Raw genomic sequence first — 18051 nt, forward strand, 5'->3', positions numbered from 1 at the left:
TAATGGTGAGTCATGAAGGGCTCGAACCTTCGACACCCTGATTAAAAGTCAGGTGCTCTACCAACTGAGCTAATGACTCATAGATAACTGGTGGAGGATGATGGATTCGAACCACCGAACCCGTACGGGAGCAGATTTACAGTCTGATGCGTTTGGCCACTTCGCTAATCCTCCGTAAAGTGGTGCCGGCGAGAGGACTTGAACCCCCAACCTACTGATTACAAGTCAGTTGCTCTACCAGTTGAGCTACACCGGCGTATCAAATTGTTGTATACATGGTGGCTCGGGACGGAATCGAACCGCCGACACGAGGATTTTCAGTCCTCTGCTCTACCGACTGAGCTACCGAGCCTTACTAAATTAAAAAATGGCGGAACCGACGGGATTCGAACCCGCGATCTCCTGCGTGACAGGCAGGCATGTTAGGCCAACTACACCACGGTTCCACGTTACTTTCTCTAAGGAAAGATAAATTGCGGGGGCAGGATTTGAACCTGCGGCCTTCGGGTTATGAGCCCGACGAGCTACCGGGCTGCTCCACCCCGCGTCATTATAAAGTGTTATGGTGGAGGCTGAGGGGATCGAACCCCCGACCCTCTGCTTGTAAGGCAGATGCTCTCCCAGCTGAGCTAAGCCTCCATAAAATATGACCCGTAGGGGATTTGAACCCCTGTTACCTCCGTGAAAGGGAGGTGTCTTAACCCCTTGACCAACGGGCCTTACTGGCTCCCCGAACAGGGCTCGAACCTGTGACAACTCGATTAACAGTCGAGTGCTCTACCAACTGAGCTATCAGGGAATGGTGGAGCCAAGCGGGATCGAACCGCTGACCTCCTGCTTGCAAGGCAGGCGCTCTCCCAGCTGAGCTATGGCCCCATACACTGTAGTATTGCTTTTGTATTACTATGGGCCCTGGTGGACTCGAACCACCGGCCTCACCCTTATCAGAGGTGCGCTCTAACCAACTGAGCTAAGGGCCCTAATCAAAATTCGAAAAAAAATACCCCAACGGGGTTTCGCTTAGCGGCGTCCTACTCTCCCAGGACCCTGCGGTCCAAGTACCATCGGCGCTAGAGGGCTTAACGGTCGTGTTCGGGATGGGTACGTGTGGAACCCCTCCGCTATCGCCACCAAACGAGCATTTGTAGTACAAATGCGTTCGCGTTCCATTCGGTCCGACACGGCTGTGTGGATGAATGGTTTAGCGCAAATTCAGAGATCATTCTCTGAAAACTAGATTCGAAACGAAATTTGCGATTTATCACTTGCATATTGGATAAGCCCTCGACCGATTAGTACTGGTCAGCTCCATGCATTGCTGCACTTCCACCCCCAGCCTATCTACCTCGTCGTCTTCAAGGGGTCTTACATACTGGGAAATCTCATCTTGAGGGGGGCTTCACGCTTAGATGCTTTCAGCGTTTATCCCTTCCGTACATAGCTACCCAGCGGTGCTCCTGGCGGAACAACTGGTACACCAGCGGTACGTCCATCCCGGTCCTCTCGTACTAAGGACAGCTCCTCTCAAATTTCCTACGCCCACGACAGATAGGGACCGAACTGTCTCACGACGTTCTGAACCCAGCTCGCGTACCGCTTTAATGGGCGAACAGCCCAACCCTTGGGACCTACTTCAGCCCCAGGATGCGATGAGCCGACATCGAGGTGCCAAACCTCCCCGTCGATGTGGACTCTTGGGGGAGATAAGCCTGTTATCCCCAGGGTAGCTTTTATCCGTTGAGCGATGGCCCTTCCATGCGGTACCACCGGATCACTAAGCCCGACTTTCGTCCCTGCTCGACTTGTAGGTCTCGCAGTCAAGCTCCCTTATGCCTTTGCACTCTTCGAATGATTTCCAACCATTCTGAGGGAACCTTTGGGCGCCTCCGTTACTCTTTAGGAGGCGACCGCCCCAGTCAAACTGCCCACCTGACACTGTCCCCGCACCGGATTACGGTACCAGGTTAGAACCTAGATACGATCAGGGTGGTATCCCAACGTTGCCTCCACGCAAGCTGGCGCTCACGTTTCAAAGGCTCCCACCTATCCTGTACAGATCGTACCCAAATTCAATATCAAGCTGCAGTAAAGCTCCATGGGGTCTTTCCGTCTTGTCGCGGGTAACCTGCATCTTCACAGGTATTAAAATTTCACCGGATCTCTCGTTGAGACAGCGCCCAAGTCGTTACGCCATTCGTGCGGGTCAGAATTTACCTGACAAGGAATTTCGCTACCTTAGGACCGTTATAGTTACGGCCGCCGTTTACTGGGGCTTCGGTTCACAGCTTCGGATTGCTCCTAACCACTCCCCTTAACCTTCCAGCACCGGGCAGGCGTCAGCCCGTATACTTCGCCTTACGGCTTCGCACAGACCTGTGTTTTTGCTAAACAGTCGCTTGGGCCTTTTCACTGCGGCCCCCTCGTGCTATTCACACTACCGGGGCACCCCTTCTCCCGAAGTTACGGGGTCATTTTGCCGAGTTCCTTAACGAGAGTTCTTCCGCGCGCCTTAGAATACTCTTCTCGCCTACCTGTGTCGGTTTGCGGTACGGGCACCATCACCTGGCTAGAGGCTTTTCTTGGCAGTGTGAGATCATGACCTTCGCTACTATAATTTTCGCTCCCCATCACAGCTCAGCCTTAGTAATGTGCGGATTTGCCTACACATCAGCCTTACTGCTTAGACGGACATCCATCAGTCCGCGTCACTACCCTACTGCGTCCCCCCATTGCTCATAACGGCTTACGGTGGTACAGGAATTTCGACCTGTTGTCCTTCGACTACGCCTTTCGGCCTCGCCTTAGGTCCCGACTTACCCTGAGCGGACGAGCCTTCCTCAGGAACCCTTAGGCTTTCGGCGGACAAGATTCTCACTTGTCTTTTCGTTACTCATACCGGCATTCTCACTTGTATAATGTCCAGCGCTCCTTACGGTACACCTTCAACCCTTATACAACGCTCCCCTACCCCTGATGCACTGCATCAAGCCATAGCTTCGGTGGCGTGTTTAGCCCCGTTACATTTTCGGCGCAGAGTCACTCGACCAGTGAGCTATTACGCACTCTTTCAATGGTGGCTGCTTCTAAGCCAACATCCTGGTTGTCTGTGCAACTCCACATCCTTTCCCACTTAACACACACTTGGGGACCTTAGCTGATGGTCTGGGCTGTTTCCCTTTTGACAATGGATCTTAGCACTCACTGTCTGACTCCCGGAAGTAAGTCTATGGCATTCGGAGTTTGACTGAGCTTGGTAACCCTTGCGGGCCCCGCACCCAATCAGTGCTCTACCTCCACGACTCTGTTTTCCGAGGCTAGCCCTAAAGCTATTTCGGGGAGAACCAGCTATCTCCGAGTTCGATTGGAATTTCTCCGCTACCCCCACCTCATCCCCGCATTTTTCAACATGCGTGGGTTCGGGCCTCCAGTGCGTGTTACCGCACCTTCACCCTGGACAGGGGTAGATCACCCGGTTTCGGGTCTACGTCCACGTACTATGTCGCCCTATTCAGACTCGCTTTCGCTGCGGCTCCGGCTCTTCACCTTAACCTTGCACGGGAACGTAACTCGCCGGTTCATTCTACAAAAGGCACGCCATCACCCCTAAAACGGGCTCTGACTTTTTGTAAGCACACGGTTTCAGGTTCTATTTCACTCCCCTTCCGGGGTGCTTTTCACCTTTCCCTCACGGTACTGCTTCACTATCGGTCGCTAGGAAGTATTTAGCCTTGGCAGATGGTCCTGCCGGATTCATACGGGGTTTCACGTGCCCCGCACTACTCGGGATCCGTCTCGGAGAGAACCGACTTTCAACTACAGGGCTTTTACCTTCTTTGGCGGGCCTTTCCAGACCTCTTCGCTTAATCGGTTCCTTTGTAACTCCATGTGAGACGTCCCACAACCCCAAAGAGCAAGCTCTCTGGTTTGGGCTTCTCCGCGTTCGCTCGCCGCTACTGACGGAATCACTATTGTTTTCTCTTCCTCAGGGTACTTAGATGTTTCAGTTCCCCTGGTATGCCTCTGCATAACCTATGTATTCAGTTATGAGTAACTGGAAATTACCCCAGCTGGGTTTCCCCATTCGGACACCCCCGGATCAAAGCTTGCTTACAGCTCCCCGAGGCAGTTTCGTTGTTCGCCACGTCCTTCATCGGCTCCTAGCGCCTAGGCATCCTCCGTGTGCTCTTAGTAGCTTAACCAAATTGTTCCGATTTCGACGGCTCGCTTCTCTTGTTTTGCTTGCGCAAAGCCAAAAGTCACTCCCATTCGATACCATCACAACAGCAATTATCTACCTTATAAACACTTCACTTGTTTACACAAGATCAGCTAGGATGATTGTTGATCGGTTACTTGAACCGAACAAGCATTCATCCCTTAAAGGAATGTTCTAATTCGCAAAATTTCATTTCGATATCTAGTTTTCAAAGAACAAGCTCCATGCAAAAGCAAGCTGTTTGAGAGTTTGAGCTCTCAAAACTGAGCAACGAGTGAGTGTTTTGCTTTTCATTTCATCCACACCGAAGTGACGGACCGAAATGAGTCGCTGTGCAGGTTCTAAAGAACCTGCTTATTTGAATGTTTCCACTCGGGAAACGATTCTCCATAGAAAGGAGGTGATCCAGCCGCACCTTCCGATACGGCTACCTTGTTACGACTTCACCCCAATCATCTATCCCACCTTCGGCGGCTGGCTCCTTGCGGTTACCCCACCGACTTCGGGTGTTATAAACTCTCGTGGTGTGACGGGCGGTGTGTACAAGACCCGGGAACGTATTCACCGCGGCATGCTGATCCGCGATTACTAGCAATTCCGACTTCATGCAGGCGAGTTGCAGCCTGCAATCCGAACTGAGACCAGCTTTGTTGGGATTGGCTCCATCTCGCGATTTCGCAGCCCGTTGTACTGGCCATTGTAGTACGTGTGTAGCCCAGGTCATAAGGGGCATGATGATTTGACGTCATCCCCACCTTCCTCCGGTTTGTCACCGGCAGTCTATCTAGAGTGCCCACCCGAAGTGCTGGCAACTAAATATAAGGGTTGCGCTCGTTGCGGGACTTAACCCAACATCTCACGACACGAGCTGACGACAACCATGCACCACCTGTCTCCTCTGTCCCGAAGGAAAGATACATCTCTGCATCGATCAGAGGGATGTCAAGACCTGGTAAGGTTCTTCGCGTTGCTTCGAATTAAACCACATACTCCACTGCTTGTGCGGGTCCCCGTCAATTCCTTTGAGTTTCAGTCTTGCGACCGTACTCCCCAGGCGGAGTGCTTAATGTGTTAACTTCGGCACCAAGGGTATCGAAACCCCTAACACCTAGCACTCATCGTTTACGGCGTGGACTACCAGGGTATCTAATCCTGTTTGCTCCCCACGCTTTCGCGCCTCAGCGTCAGTTACAGCCCAGAGAGTCGCCTTCGCCACTGGTGTTCCTCCACATATCTACGCATTTCACCGCTACACGTGGAATTCCACTCTCCTCTTCTGCACTCAAGTCACCCAGTTTCCAGTGCGATCCGGGGTTGAGCCCCGGGATTAAACACCAGACTTAAATGACCGCCTGCGCGCGCTTTACGCCCAATAATTCCGGACAACGCTTGCCCCCTACGTATTACCGCGGCTGCTGGCACGTAGTTAGCCGGGGCTTTCTTCTCAGGTACCGTCACCTTGAGAGCAGTTACTCTCCCAAGCGTTCTTCCCTGGCAACAGAGCTTTACGATCCGAAAACCTTCATCACTCACGCGGCATTGCTCCGTCAGGCTTTCGCCCATTGCGGAAGATTCCCTACTGCTGCCTCCCGTAGGAGTCTGGGCCGTGTCTCAGTCCCAGTGTGGCCGATCACCCTCTCAGGTCGGCTACGCATCGTCGCCTTGGTGAGCCGTTACCTCACCAACTAGCTAATGCGCCGCAGGCCCATCCCCAAGTGACAGATTGCTCCGTCTTTCCAGTTCTCTTCAGGAGAAGAAAACAATTATTCGGTATTAGCTACCGTTTCCGGTAGTTGTCCCAAACTTGAGGGCAGGTTGCCTACGTGTTACTCACCCGTCCGCCGCTAACCATCAGAGAAGCAAGCTTCTCTTCAAGTCCGCTCGACTTGCATGTATTAGGCATGCCGCCAGCGTTCGTCCTGAGCCAGGATCAAACTCTCCAATAAAAGATGAATTTCAGTAGCGTGGTTAGACGCTATAAAAATCATCTCAAGTATTTGAAAAGAGCGATATGCTCATTTTGAATCTGACGAGATTAAAAATCTCATTTGTGCTCCAGCCGATTCAAGCCAAGGCTTGTTTCCAACTTTTGCGTTCATTCTGCAAGCAGAATGTTTACTCACTCGTTGTTCAGTTTTCAAAGATCAAACTTATTTCGTTACCGAATGTCGTTCTCTTCAGCAACTTTTATATCTTATCACATCCGAACCAACGTTGCAAGCTCTTTTTTTAAGTTTCTTTCGAAGCTTATTTCATTTGCTTGCCGCACCGTTTATCTTGTGTTTTCTTGGCCGGAATTAGAATATACCATGTACAGATTTTCATTGCAAGTATTTTTTCAACAAACTAATCATGATCTTCTATATCATTTCATTTGTAGCGTCTTTCTTCTATAGCACTGTCTAGCTCACTTCAGATTATCTATTCCACTCCTTTCCTCACAGATTGCAATCTGTCTCTCCCTGAGGATATGAAATAGAAGCGATCCAACGATTACTTTCTATATAATACGAAACCTCACTCTATTAAAGTTCTACTATATTAGATATCGAGTGCTATATTAGAGCTCAACAATAATGAACATGATAGATCGGATCGCATACTTTCATTGTTTCACTGTCAGTCTTTGAACCTGCCCATCACCACCGTATCGTAATGCTTTCCGTCCGCGTGGCGTCGATCTCTTTTCAGAATACCTTCAATAACAAAGCCGCTCTTCTGATATAGCTCAATTGCCTTTTCGTTCTTGTCCAGCACGTTCAGGGTTATCTTTTCAAAACCACTCCTGTCTGCCCATTGTACCGACTCCGCAAGCAGGCTCTTACCAATGCCATATCCCCAGAATTCTTTGGCTACGCACACGCCAAACTCAACTTTGTGATTAAACCGCTTCAACTCTGTGCCCGCACATCTGGAGTATCCCACAATCTCCCCCTCTACAACTGCAACGAGAAACAGGTTCCGCGACTTCTCTGTGTCCGAGTGAATACTATGAACGAAACCAGCTGCATCGATATACGCTTCGCCCTCTTCACGATCCATATTCTCCGTTTCTCCATCCAGCTGTACACGAAGTGCTGACAAGGTGTCTGCATCATTTTCCTCCGCCGATCGAATCGTGTAGGTTACTCCTTTAACGTGATAATGCTGCTGTTCAACAATCATAAGTGTTAATCCGCCTTTTCATTCTATCTTAAAATCATCCTTCTGCTACTCTAGCCCACTTCAGATGGGCTCTTGCCGGTAAGCATTTTGAACACTTGACTGAAATACGTAGCATTACGGAACCCTGTCATCTCACTAACCTCATACACCATGTAATGGCCTGACTGCAGAAGTTCCAACGCTCGCTGAATTCGGTATCCGTTCAAATAACTCACAAAATTCTCTCCGGTCACCCTTTTAAATAGCTGGCTTAGATACTTCGGGTGTACGAACAGCCCTTTGGCGATAGCTTCAAAACTGATCTCTTCGGCATAATGCAGCTCTACATACTGTTTCACCTGCTCTATTAGCTTGTTACTTTTCTTCTCACCCATCTCTTTCCGTATCTGTTCCAGCCAGTTGCAGATAATACTGTCCATCCAGCTTACCAGGTCATGCAGAGCATATTTCGATTGAATTTCACGTAGAAAATCACTCATCGCCAGCGGCGGCGTTAACATGGGGTGTAGTCGGTTCCAACTATGAATCAATGTGTCAAAAAGACTGACGGCTACAACCTGTACATCCTGAATACCAACACAGTTGCCCTCTTTCAGTAGAACGCGGATATGATGCCACACCTCTTCCGCCAGATCAGGTCTGATATCCGCCCATGCCTCATTCCACTGACGAAGCAGTAATGAATAATCGGTCACACTTGGCTCTTTATCCCCTGAGGCTTCATATCGATAGATACGACTTCCGCCCTGAAATTCTGCTGTTTCTACGGCTTCCCTGCTCTCCAGATAAGAGTCTATCACCTCACAGGGGTGGCTTTTGGGTCTTCCTATGCCGACACTTACTTCGATTTTCAGATACGTAAAGATCTGATCAATCATTCTCTCCACGAGTGGTTGTATTTCCTCCAGCTCATCCATATCACCTAGTAGAAGCAACACAAACACCTGATCCGAGTAATCCACAATCTCCACCTGACCACCCGCCACGCGTCCTAGCTGCTCCTTCACTGTCTCCTGAATAATATCTGCCGCCCCGTAGCGGAGCAGCTGCCAGTCCCGCTCTTTCATCCGTGTCAAAAACACAGGGCGATTCAGTTGCAGACTAATGGCGCGTGTCTGTGAAGGCATACGAATGCCTATATAGTCCATGCGTTCTTTAGGCAGTTCCTCTGCCCGATACCGCGTGGTCAGCAATTCATGGAGAAACTGTTTGCGCAGGTACGGAAGCACCCGTCCGACCTCCTGTTTGTAAGTCCGCTCCAGTTGCTCGTGTCGCTCACGCACGTCCTGCTCCAGTAACACCTCACGTAAAACAGACTCAATCTCCTCTACCTCCGCCGGTTTCAGCAAAAAGTGATTCACACCCCAACGCATTGCAGCCCGGGCGTTCTCAAACTCGTCATATCCACTAAGGATGATGATCGGCAGATGAGGATGAGTGCGACGCAATGCCTGTGTTATCTCAAGTCCAGTCATTCCCGGCAGATAGACGTCCGTCATGACAAGATCCGGATGTACACGGTGAAACATCTCCAGCGCGTCCAAGCCATTGGAGGCCGTACCTGCAATGCTGAGGCCCAAGGAAGGCCAATCGATATGGTCCGTTAGTGCCTTTACAATATGAGGATCGTCATCTACAAGCATAATGGTCTTCATTCACTTTTCACCATCCAGCCACAGATTTAATTGTTCATCGGTCTCAATTCGCGGTAGCGTAATTGTCACTTCCACGCCGCCTGACACGCCATCACTTAGTTGAACGCCATACCTCTTACCACAATATAGCTGAATACGCTGGTGTACGTTTCGTACGCCGATGCCACTCGTCTCTTCGAGTTTCCACCCCTCTGGCAAACCCTGCCCATTATCCGTAATAATAATGACAATATCCGAATTAGCGCTTCCTACTTCGTGCATATGAACCTGAATTCGAAGTGTACCTTCTTGAGGATGTCCGTGCATGACGGCATTTTCGATAAAAGGCTGCAAAATGATCTTGGGAATATAACATCCGCGAATACGCGGATCAATCTGTTCGTGATATTGAATGGAAAAGGGTAGCCGCTCTGACTGAATGCTGACGTAGCAGCGGGCATGCTCAAGCTCATCCCTTACTCGGATAAATAACCTCCCCCCACTCAGTCCGATCCGCAACAGCTTGCTAAGCTGCACGATCATGCGACTGATATCCTTGGCTTCGTAATCGAGTGCGCGCCAGTGGATCATATCCAGCGTGTTGTATAGAAAATGGGGTTTGATCTGGGCCTCAAGCAAGTCGGTCTGGGCTTCCCGTTTGGCACGGCTCTCGTCCTTCACCTGATCCATCAATGTTGTGAGTTGTGAGGCCATATGATTGAAGCCATACGCCAAGTGGGCATATTCCTCAGTGAACGACAGTTGAACCCGGGTATCAAAATCACCTTTCTCCAATTGCCTCATTCGCTTAATCAGTTGGCGCAAGGGACGAACGATCTGCCGCACAAACAGATACGCGAGTACCGCCGAGCATAACAGTCCAATTATAGCGATGCCGAGAATCTGCCATCCTGCGTGTCTAATCGGGGATAACAGCATATGCACAGGAATGGTCTGCACGAGACGCCACTGAAGCATTGCCGGTCTCGAATACAGCACAAGCTGGGAGCCGCCGGATTTACCGGAGACGACTTCAAATCCATCTTCGCCATGTTGGACGTGTTCCTGAATCCATGCACGATCTACAATAAAGGGATCATCAAAGGAATCAGCTCCCCCATCTGCATGACGACATTACCAGCCGTATCCACTAGCAGTACCTTTCCATCCAGAACCATAGGCATATCAGCAAATCTGCGTACAATGTCTGTGCGGCTCAGCCGGATGAGCACATAGGCCACCGTCCCGCCTCGACTGTCAAAGATTCGCTGGGCGTATCCAATTAACGATTGACCGGATTCATTCTCCCGCAGCGGTACCCATGCCGCATCTGCCTGCTCCAGTGTACTGAACCAGGAATCATTGGAAATGGTATCTACCGGAAAGATGCGATCAGCCATGGTGACTGCAACACCGTTAAACGCATCGGTGTACAGTTCTATAGAAGTAACACCTTCACTGACGACCAGGGTATGATCCAGTATGCGGGATACTTCCCGCCGTTGATGAATCTGCGAAAGTCTGCCCGTCTCCGTCGTTTCCAGCAGACTGGACAGTTCCCGATTACTTGCTAAGGCATACGCCGTACCTGTTACCCCTGTGATGAAATCGAATCCCCGGCGTGTACTCTCATTCAAAAGAGCCAAGCGTGCCTTGCTAATCTCGGCAAACGTAACCGCAGAGAAGGACTGATATGCCAGCCAGACAATGACAGAGACGAGCAACAAGTTAAACGCAATAAAGCAAGTCACCATCAACGTGGAGAGCTTGCTTTGTTGCATTTTATGATTAATATATGAAGACCATCTTCCTTTCCGCATACGGGATCAACTCGTTTCGTCTTGGAATTACCCTTTGAGCCCAGAGGTCGCGATTCCTTCCACGAAGTACTTCTGACACACGATAAATACGATAAAACATGGCACCAGTGACAACACCGACATGGCAAACATCGGGCCCCAATCGGATTGGGAACTGGAATCAAGGAACAAGCGCAGACCCAGCGGTACGGTGTATTTGCTAACGTCACTCAGGTAGATTAACTGACTGAAGAAGTCGTCCCATGTCCACAAAAACGTAAAGATCATCGTAGTGACCAGCGCTGGAAAGGCAAGTGGAATGATGATTTTGGTGTAAATTCTCACCGGTCCACATCCATCGATAGTGGCTGCCTCATCCAGCTCTTTGGGCAGTCCCCGGAAGAACTGTACCATGAGGAAAATGAAGAAGGCATCGGTTGCCAACCATTTCGGCACCACAAGTGGCAGGTACGTATTCACCCACTCCAGGTGGTTGAAAAGGATGTACTGTGGGATCAGCGTCACATGATGTGGCAGCATGATCGTCATAAGCATCAGGCCGAAGCAGATGGCTTTGAAACGAAAGTTCAATCGGGCGAAGGCATACGCCGCCATGGAGCAGGAGATGACATTGCCCAGCACGGCTCCCAGCGACAAGACGATGGAGTTGGTCAGAAACCGGGAGAACGGATTGCCTTGAATCCCTGACCAGCCATTCATGTAATTTTGCCAATTCCATTCCTTCGGCCAGAACCAGGTTTCTGTAAAGATCATATGTCCCGGTTTGAACGAACTACCCAGCATCCACAGAACCGGATAGAGCATGACGAAGGCGATGGCTGAGATCAGCATATGTTTGGCGACTACCCATGCAGTAGAGTTCCGTTGTCCTATCATTATTTCCCACCATCCTCATAGTGCACCCACAGCTTGCTGCTGCGGAATACGAGCAATGTAAATACCCCAATCAGGATAACCAGCACCCAGGCCATCGCGGAAGCATAGCCCATCTGAAAGAACGAAAATCCCTTTTTGTACAGATACAGAGAGTACATTAATGTTGAATTCACTGGCCCACCGCTACCATTACTGATAATGAAAGCCTGCGTGAACGATTGAAAGGACGTAATCAGCTGCATAACGAGATTGAAGAAGATAACCGGCGACAGAATCGGTAATGTTATATAGAAGAATCTCCGCATTGGGCCTGCACCGTCCACCGCTGAAGCTTCATCATATTCGGGTGGAATCTGCTTCAGGCCTGCCAGGAAAATAATCATCGACGATCCGAACTGCCACACGGATAACAGCACGATGGAGTACAGGGCATACTTCGGATTAGCAACCCAATCGGGTGCCTTAATACCCACCATGGCGAGGACACTATTAAGCAGCCCGTCCCCACCGAGCATTTTACGCCATAACATGGCAATCGCCACGCTACCTCCAAGCAATGTCGGGATGTAGTACACCGTCCGGTAAATGCCAAGACCACGTATTCCCCTATTGAGCAGCATCGCTACGAGTAATGCGAAAATCAGCTTAACCGGTACGGATACAGCGACATACGTAAATGTGACTTTGAGTGACTGGGTGAACAATTTATCCGTTGTAAACATCGTGGTGTAGTTATCCAGACCGACCCATGAAGGGGCGGCCAGGATACTGTAGTCGGTGAACGAAATGTATAACGATACTAACATGGGACCCAGGGTGAGAAATAACAACCCGATAAGCCATGGGGCGAGGAACAGAAGCGCTGCTCCATTATGTGCAAATCTCCGTTTCACCCGCCGGGTAGCTACGCTCTCAATCTGGGCTTGACCGACCTGTGATGTAGTCATCTTCGCAACCTCCCCGCGGAATTAGAAGTCTGGAACCGTTTCAATTATTTATTGACTCGAACCAAGCGTAGCCTTGGACCCTTCAATAAACTGCGCAATCACATCCGGTGTGTTGCCTTGACCGAACGCGATCTGCTCGCTTGCGCTCTTGAAACTTGTGTCCACTTCAGCAAATCCTTGTGGGTATGGCGGGTCAATTTCGCTGGAGTTCTTCGATACGGTATCAATGAATTGGAAGATGGATTGCTCTGCTTCCAGCAGCGTTGGCTGCATCTGTTCACGAATGGCTGAGTTAACTGGCACACCGCGTTCAGAGCCAAGAATAGCTGTAGCTTCCGGATCATTGACCATGAAATCAATGAACATGGCTACTTCTTTCGGATGTTTCGTTTTGGCATAACCGGAAAGGAACTGACCTGGTTTCAGGTATTCACCGATTTGCTTTTCATCCACACCATGCGGGAGAACCTGGATGCCAAGTTTGTGATCCTGGTTTTTGTTCACTTGTTGGAATGTCAGTAATTGATTAGACCACGCAAAATCCATGGCAGCTGTACCCAGTGAGATCGGGCGTGTCTCCAGTGCATTGGTCGTGGATGCCGTGATCTCCGCTGTGGTCACTCCACCATTCTCACGAAGCGCTCCCCACATATCGAACCATTGTTGAAGCTCCTCGCTGGTCGCTGTCATCGTGCCCCCATCAAACAATCCTTTCCCGGTTTGCCGGATAAATACCTCAAACATATTCGTTGTGCCGGAAATGTCTGCAGATCCGTAGAATCCGTCACCTTTGGCTGCAGCAATCTTGCTTGCAATATCCCCAAAGTCCTTCCATGTCCAGCTCTCTTTCGGTTCTTCAATCCCTAGTTCCTGGAATACGGTTGCGTCATAAATGACACCTGGTGCGTTTACGCCGAGGGTAATCGCATATAATTTATCGTCAATGGATCCAGCTGTAATCATGCTTGGGTCATGATCCTCTGTCCGCAGATCTTTGCTCTCTGCATATGGAGTCAGATCAAGTAAGGCACCACGCCGGGCAAAGTCAGTCAGAAAGGCATAATCCATCTGTACAATATCCGGTGCGTTTGAACCTGCTACCTGAGTAGTCAGTTTGTCAAAGTAACCGTCCCAACCCGAATATTCAGGTTTAATGGTGATTCCCGGATGTTTCTCTTCAAACAATTTGATCACTTTGGTTGTCAGATCATGTCTGGTCTGTGATCCCCACCATGTCATACGCAGTTCAATGTTGCCTGAAGAGTCCCCTTTACCTTCACTTGCTTCACCAGAAGAAGCTGGTGTATCGGCGGCCCCTCCAGAACAGGCTGTAGTTAACAATAACAGGGACAGGCAGAACAGGGTTACCCACTTTTTGGTGATCATCATGAATGAATTTCCTCCCCTTTTCGCTCTTATGTAATCGCTTACAAAATCTATTGTAACGGTCCTTCGCCGCACATGACATAAACAAAAGTAAGCTTTTCTGTCAAAAAAGTAAGGGGTTGAAGGAATCAAAAACCACCGAGAATAACATTCCCGGCGGCGATGATCCCGTATTAATTATGATTACGGGTATACAAGCATAAGCATTGAGCAGAGAACAACAGACCTGAATGAATATGATGATCGTGAATCAGGCAAAAACAATGAATTCATTATTAGCATATGATTCGTTTAAGTTATGTGAGTCGATGGAAGGAACCACTGCTCCGCACCTTCACCGTTGTGTATGCTGTAGCTCTGTCAGGAGTGTGAGACAGCAGGTGAAGATTCTGTTTTACGCTCAGCCAGGTGTTTCTTCATTTTGGCTACCTCAGTTCCTGCCAGCATCATAATGCCGATTCCATGATTGTCATTGGTCACGGTACGCAAATCCTTATCGTAATATTCTGCCGTAAATGCATATCTTGATCCGCTACATACGCCGTGCACATTACCTTGACGATCAATGGCTTTGCAGACGAGTCCCTGCCATGCCCGCTGGGCAGCTGTGACGTAAACTTCAGGGTCTGTAAACCAGCCGAAACGCACGCCACGAGAAAAACCGTAGGCAAACATCGCTGTACAGGAGGCTTCTTCATAGGTCTGTGGATCATTCAGCACCTGATGCCACAACCCGCTCTCCCCTTGAAGCGCGGCATATCCTTCACATAACTCGTTGAAGAAAGTAATTAAAGCTGGGCGCTCAGGGTGCTCTATCGGAAGAGCCTCCAATACCTCCGTCAAGGAAAACAGTGTCCAACCATTCCCACGTCCCCAAGGGATCTGTGTTGCCTGTCCGTATTTGAAATCATACACATGGGACATGATCTTGAATTCAGGCATGAACAGATACTTCCGATACAGCGAGAATTGTCTGGCTGCTTCATCCAGTGCGGATGAATCCCCTGTTACGCGAGCATAGCGAACGAGAAACGGTGTACTCATATAGAGGTCGTCTGCCCACATTGTATTCTCGGCGTATTCGCCAATGCACTTCCGATAAAATGCTCCATCTTCCTTACGTTCCAACCGAGAAAGCATAAAGTCTGCAATCCGCTTGGCAATCGGAAGAAACGTCGGTTCCTTACATTCTGAATACGCTTCCAGCATCGCTGAGCCAAAAGAACCGCAATTATCCAGCATTTTTAGCATGACCAACTGTTGGTTGACTGCCGGGAAGCCGTACTGTTCACGATCCCATAGTGAGTACTCATACATGCGAGTACACGCCTGTACATGTTCAGCCGCATATCGCGTAATGTCCGGTCTCTGCAAGTGACGCCCTGTCTGCAACAGACCATACACGGTGACACCCAATGGGTAATCCCAGCGACCATAATTGGTTACACTGCCCACCGTCCACTTGTTGCTGAGCATGGCATTCTCATAATAAGGACGTATCCATGCATCCGGTCGATCCAATCGCCAATACGTGTGTTCAATCTGTGTCTGCTTACTCTCCGTTTCGGCGCTCTCTTGTGTTCTACTCGTCTTATACAATCGGTCTGTCCGAATCAAATCCTGTACATCGGGTTCTGTCTCAGATTCAAAAGGTCCCGCATATAGCCACGACTCTCCGAGAGCACCATGCACACGCTGAGGAAGCTCCAATTGCAGCGGCTTACCTAGAACCATTGCATTCAGGTTAAAATGCCAGGACTCTTCTGAATCGTTGCATTCACTTCGAACAAGCAAGTCGCTCCGTCCATAAACAGCAGCTACATCCACTTCAAATGGACCCGCTTCTTTCACTTGCGCCACTCGCTTGCCGCCAATCCATACACTCAGAGATCCAGAAGATTGACCAGTCAATTGAACCAGACTACCTGTTGAATCGCTATTGTTCAGTTGGGTCCATGCATAAGCATGGCGGCCGGGAAGATGACCATAGATTCGTTCAAGAGTCGGTTTGGCCTTGTTGTCGTCGGACCAGTCTGTCTCAGGCAGCCACTCCAGACTGTGCTCTGCCTCGTTCCCAAGCAGGTTCACATCTGAATTCCCGATCCCGTAGCTGATGGAACTCTCGCCAGAACGGAGAGTGGGCAATTCTTTCGCACTTATCGGTTTGGAGTAAATCCAGCCTGCTTGTCCCTGTCTCTCCTCAAAAGGAGCAAAGATGTTCAAAATGCGGACTTTACCTTCATCTGACCCGAACTGGCATCCGAAACCGGCAGGGGTATTCTTCATTTCCAACCAGATTGTGTTCCAACCGGGCTTGATGTCAATACTGAGCTTCACCGTTGCGTCCGGACTAATCTCATCCATTACGGTAGAGCGATAGGCCAGCTGCTCATTGAAATAGAAACGAACAGGTCCATAACAGCGGACGAGCACATCCAGATTACGATCCTCATCTCCCCAGACCAGCGCTGCGGCATAGGAAATATGGTCTTTGGGTGCATCAGGAAAGCGGTTACCCAAGTTCAGATCATAAAGCCCTTTTTCATTCTGCAAAATACCCGACTTCTGAAATACCCGATATACAAAATCAGCCTGCGCATTCGCTCCAATATATCTCTCGGCAAGTACCTTCAGTACCTGATCCTGATCTTCTCCAAATCGATAATACATGCTCTGCGGTTCACTGAAATAGGTCGTCATCGAATGCCCACATTCCTCTCTCGTTGAAATAAAGTGTAGATATAGCGCTTAACCTCTGTAAGAAAATCCCTTTTCGGGAAAGTTATTATCCTCTGGTTTACTACGAACACCCATTAATAATCCCAGTATAACTGACATGCTCCATGGTGGCTACAGATTTTTGTTTACGCTTACAAATAACTGTTCGGGAGATTCATTCTCTCTCCTCCGGTGATCATGCCTGCAGATTGCTGCGGATCGTGTTGAACAGCTTAGCGAGACAAGTGCAAATCTGAAAAAGTATGTACATCAGATGTTAGCGCTCGAATAGGCCTGGGCCGAAATAGAATGAACTTGTTCATCCGAAAGCAACATCTACATATTAATTCTTGGCATGAGAAAAGCCTCCGACTGAACTTCCGATATCACAGGAAGCCAGCGGAGGCTTTCGTATCGTTATATAGCACAGCTCCTAAATTTCTACGGCGACACCAAAATGGTCGGACACGACAGGTCCATTTTTGCCATTGAGAACCACGGTGGAAGACTTGGCCTGAATCGGGCGATTGGAGAAAATATAGTCAATCCGCAGGTCGCGTTTGTTGTCTGCCCAACCGGCAATGGCCTTCACCACGGTTGCCCCGTCATCCTTTTGCAATGCGGTGGTATAGAGGTCATTCCAGCCTTTGCTCATCATATAATCATAGCCTTCCCCTCGTACTTCGGCGACATTATTAAAATCACCCATCATATATAACGGTTGTTCCATATATGGAGCAAGCTTGTCCTCCGTGAGATCCCATTGCCCCTTGAAAGGTTCCTGCGCATCATCCCACCAGTTATAGTGTCCATTCACAAACCAGGTTGCTTCACCTTCGACGACCGTCTCAATCCCCACAATCTTGCGTGAACGATAATTGTTATAATCCCGCATATGAGATACGTATTCTCCAAAAGTCTGTGTAATCGGTGTCCGGCTCAGGATCGCCAGCCCTTCGTCGTATTTGCGGAACCCGATATGAGCAGGAATCCATGTCCAGTAATAGGTTTCGGATAACTGTCGAAGCAGGACGTAGGCATAGTTGTCTTTTTTGATTACAGCATCGGATTCGGTGGCAAAATAAGTCTCCAGTTCTTCTTCAGACAGCTCTGCTTCCTGCATGGATTGGTTAACTTCTTGCATGGAAATCACATCAAATTGATGTGTATTGATAAACTCAGCCAGCTGACTGATCTTGTTCAATTGATCCTCTTCTGCCCAAGCGTGGGTATTTAACGTAAGTATTTTCATATGCTCTCTCCTGTTGTTTGTAATATGGCCGTTTCCC

At 49.3% G+C, this 18051-nt stretch carries 9 protein-coding genes, 11 tRNA genes and 3 rRNA genes; all 23 read right to left on the reverse strand.

Going from position 1 to position 18051, the window contains the following annotated elements; genetic code table 11:
- Positions 1 to 3 precede the first annotated feature (3 nt).
- Positions 4 to 79: transfer RNA gene (locus tag C0Q44_RS04215), tRNA-Lys, on the reverse strand.
- Between the two features lie 9 nt (positions 80 to 88).
- A tRNA-Tyr gene (locus C0Q44_RS04220) sits at positions 89 to 174 on the reverse strand.
- A 6-nt stretch (positions 175 to 180) separates the two neighbouring features.
- Positions 181 to 256, reverse strand: a tRNA-Thr gene (locus C0Q44_RS04225).
- A 20-nt stretch (positions 257 to 276) separates the two neighbouring features.
- Positions 277 to 352, reverse strand: a tRNA-Phe gene (locus C0Q44_RS04230).
- Between the two features lie 16 nt (positions 353 to 368).
- Positions 369 to 446 (reverse strand) — tRNA-Asp (locus C0Q44_RS04235).
- Between the two features lie 27 nt (positions 447 to 473).
- Positions 474 to 547, reverse strand: a tRNA-Met gene (locus tag C0Q44_RS04240).
- 16 nt (positions 548 to 563) lie between these two features.
- A tRNA-Val gene (locus tag C0Q44_RS04245) sits at positions 564 to 639 on the reverse strand.
- Between the two features lie 8 nt (positions 640 to 647).
- A tRNA-Glu gene (locus C0Q44_RS04250) sits at positions 648 to 719 on the reverse strand.
- Between the two features lie 4 nt (positions 720 to 723).
- Positions 724 to 799: transfer RNA gene (locus C0Q44_RS04255), tRNA-Asn, on the reverse strand.
- Between the two features lies 1 nt (position 800).
- A tRNA-Ala gene (locus C0Q44_RS04260) sits at positions 801 to 876 on the reverse strand.
- 30 nt (positions 877 to 906) lie between these two features.
- Positions 907 to 980: transfer RNA gene (locus C0Q44_RS04265), tRNA-Ile, on the reverse strand.
- Between the two features lie 38 nt (positions 981 to 1018).
- Positions 1019 to 1135: ribosomal RNA gene (gene rrf, locus C0Q44_RS04270) — 5S ribosomal RNA — on the reverse strand.
- A 137-nt stretch (positions 1136 to 1272) separates the two neighbouring features.
- Positions 1273 to 4199: ribosomal RNA gene (locus C0Q44_RS04275) — 23S ribosomal RNA — on the reverse strand.
- A gap of 410 nt (positions 4200 to 4609) precedes the next feature.
- A 16S ribosomal RNA gene (locus tag C0Q44_RS04280) occupies positions 4610 to 6162 on the reverse strand.
- Together the 16S, 23S and 5S rRNA genes with 11 tRNA genes alongside form the textbook arrangement of a ribosomal RNA operon.
- Positions 6163 to 6835: 673 nt before the next feature.
- The gene (locus C0Q44_RS04285) at positions 6836 to 7381 is read right to left on the reverse strand and encodes a GNAT family N-acetyltransferase (protein ID WP_105406182.1); all 546 of its coding nucleotides are present in this window, start codon (positions 7379 to 7381) and stop codon (positions 6836 to 6838) included.
- A gap of 50 nt (positions 7382 to 7431) precedes the next feature.
- A complete protein-coding gene (locus tag C0Q44_RS04290) occupies positions 7432 to 9036 on the reverse strand; it encodes a response regulator (RefSeq protein WP_105406183.1) in 1605 nt (534 codons plus the stop codon).
- Positions 9037 to 10014: a sensor histidine kinase gene (locus tag C0Q44_RS04295; protein WP_105406184.1), complete on the reverse strand. Its 978-nt coding sequence runs from the start codon at positions 10012 to 10014 to the stop codon at positions 9037 to 9039.
- 83 nt (positions 10015 to 10097) lie between these two features.
- Positions 10098 to 10796, reverse strand: coding sequence for a cache domain-containing protein (locus tag C0Q44_RS04300; protein WP_105406185.1), 699 nt, complete (start codon positions 10794 to 10796; stop codon positions 10098 to 10100).
- 66 nt (positions 10797 to 10862) lie between these two features.
- Positions 10863 to 11711, reverse strand: coding sequence for a carbohydrate ABC transporter permease (locus tag C0Q44_RS04305; RefSeq protein ID WP_105406186.1), 849 nt, complete (start codon positions 11709 to 11711; stop codon positions 10863 to 10865).
- On the reverse strand, positions 11711 to 12658 hold the full coding sequence (locus C0Q44_RS04310) for a carbohydrate ABC transporter permease (protein ID WP_105406187.1): 948 nt from the start codon (positions 12656 to 12658) through the stop codon (positions 11711 to 11713). Before C0Q44_RS04310 ends, C0Q44_RS04305 begins: the two co-directional genes overlap by 1 nt.
- Before the next feature lie 48 nt (positions 12659 to 12706).
- Positions 12707 to 14047, reverse strand: a complete 1341-nt coding sequence (locus C0Q44_RS04315; RefSeq protein ID WP_105406188.1) for an ABC transporter substrate-binding protein — start codon at positions 14045 to 14047, stop codon at positions 12707 to 12709.
- 357 nt (positions 14048 to 14404) lie between these two features.
- Positions 14405 to 16744, reverse strand: a complete 2340-nt coding sequence (locus C0Q44_RS04320; protein ID WP_105406189.1) for a glycoside hydrolase family 88/105 protein — start codon at positions 16742 to 16744, stop codon at positions 14405 to 14407.
- 451 nt (positions 16745 to 17195) lie between these two features.
- Positions 17196 to 18014, reverse strand: coding sequence for an endonuclease/exonuclease/phosphatase family protein (locus C0Q44_RS04325; protein WP_105406190.1), 819 nt, complete (start codon positions 18012 to 18014; stop codon positions 17196 to 17198).
- Between the last annotated feature and the right edge of the window lie 37 nt (positions 18015 to 18051).

Source organism: Paenibacillus sp. PCH8, assembly GCF_002968835.1.
In the GTDB taxonomy this organism is placed as follows: Bacteria; Bacillota; Bacilli; order Paenibacillales; family Paenibacillaceae; genus Paenibacillus.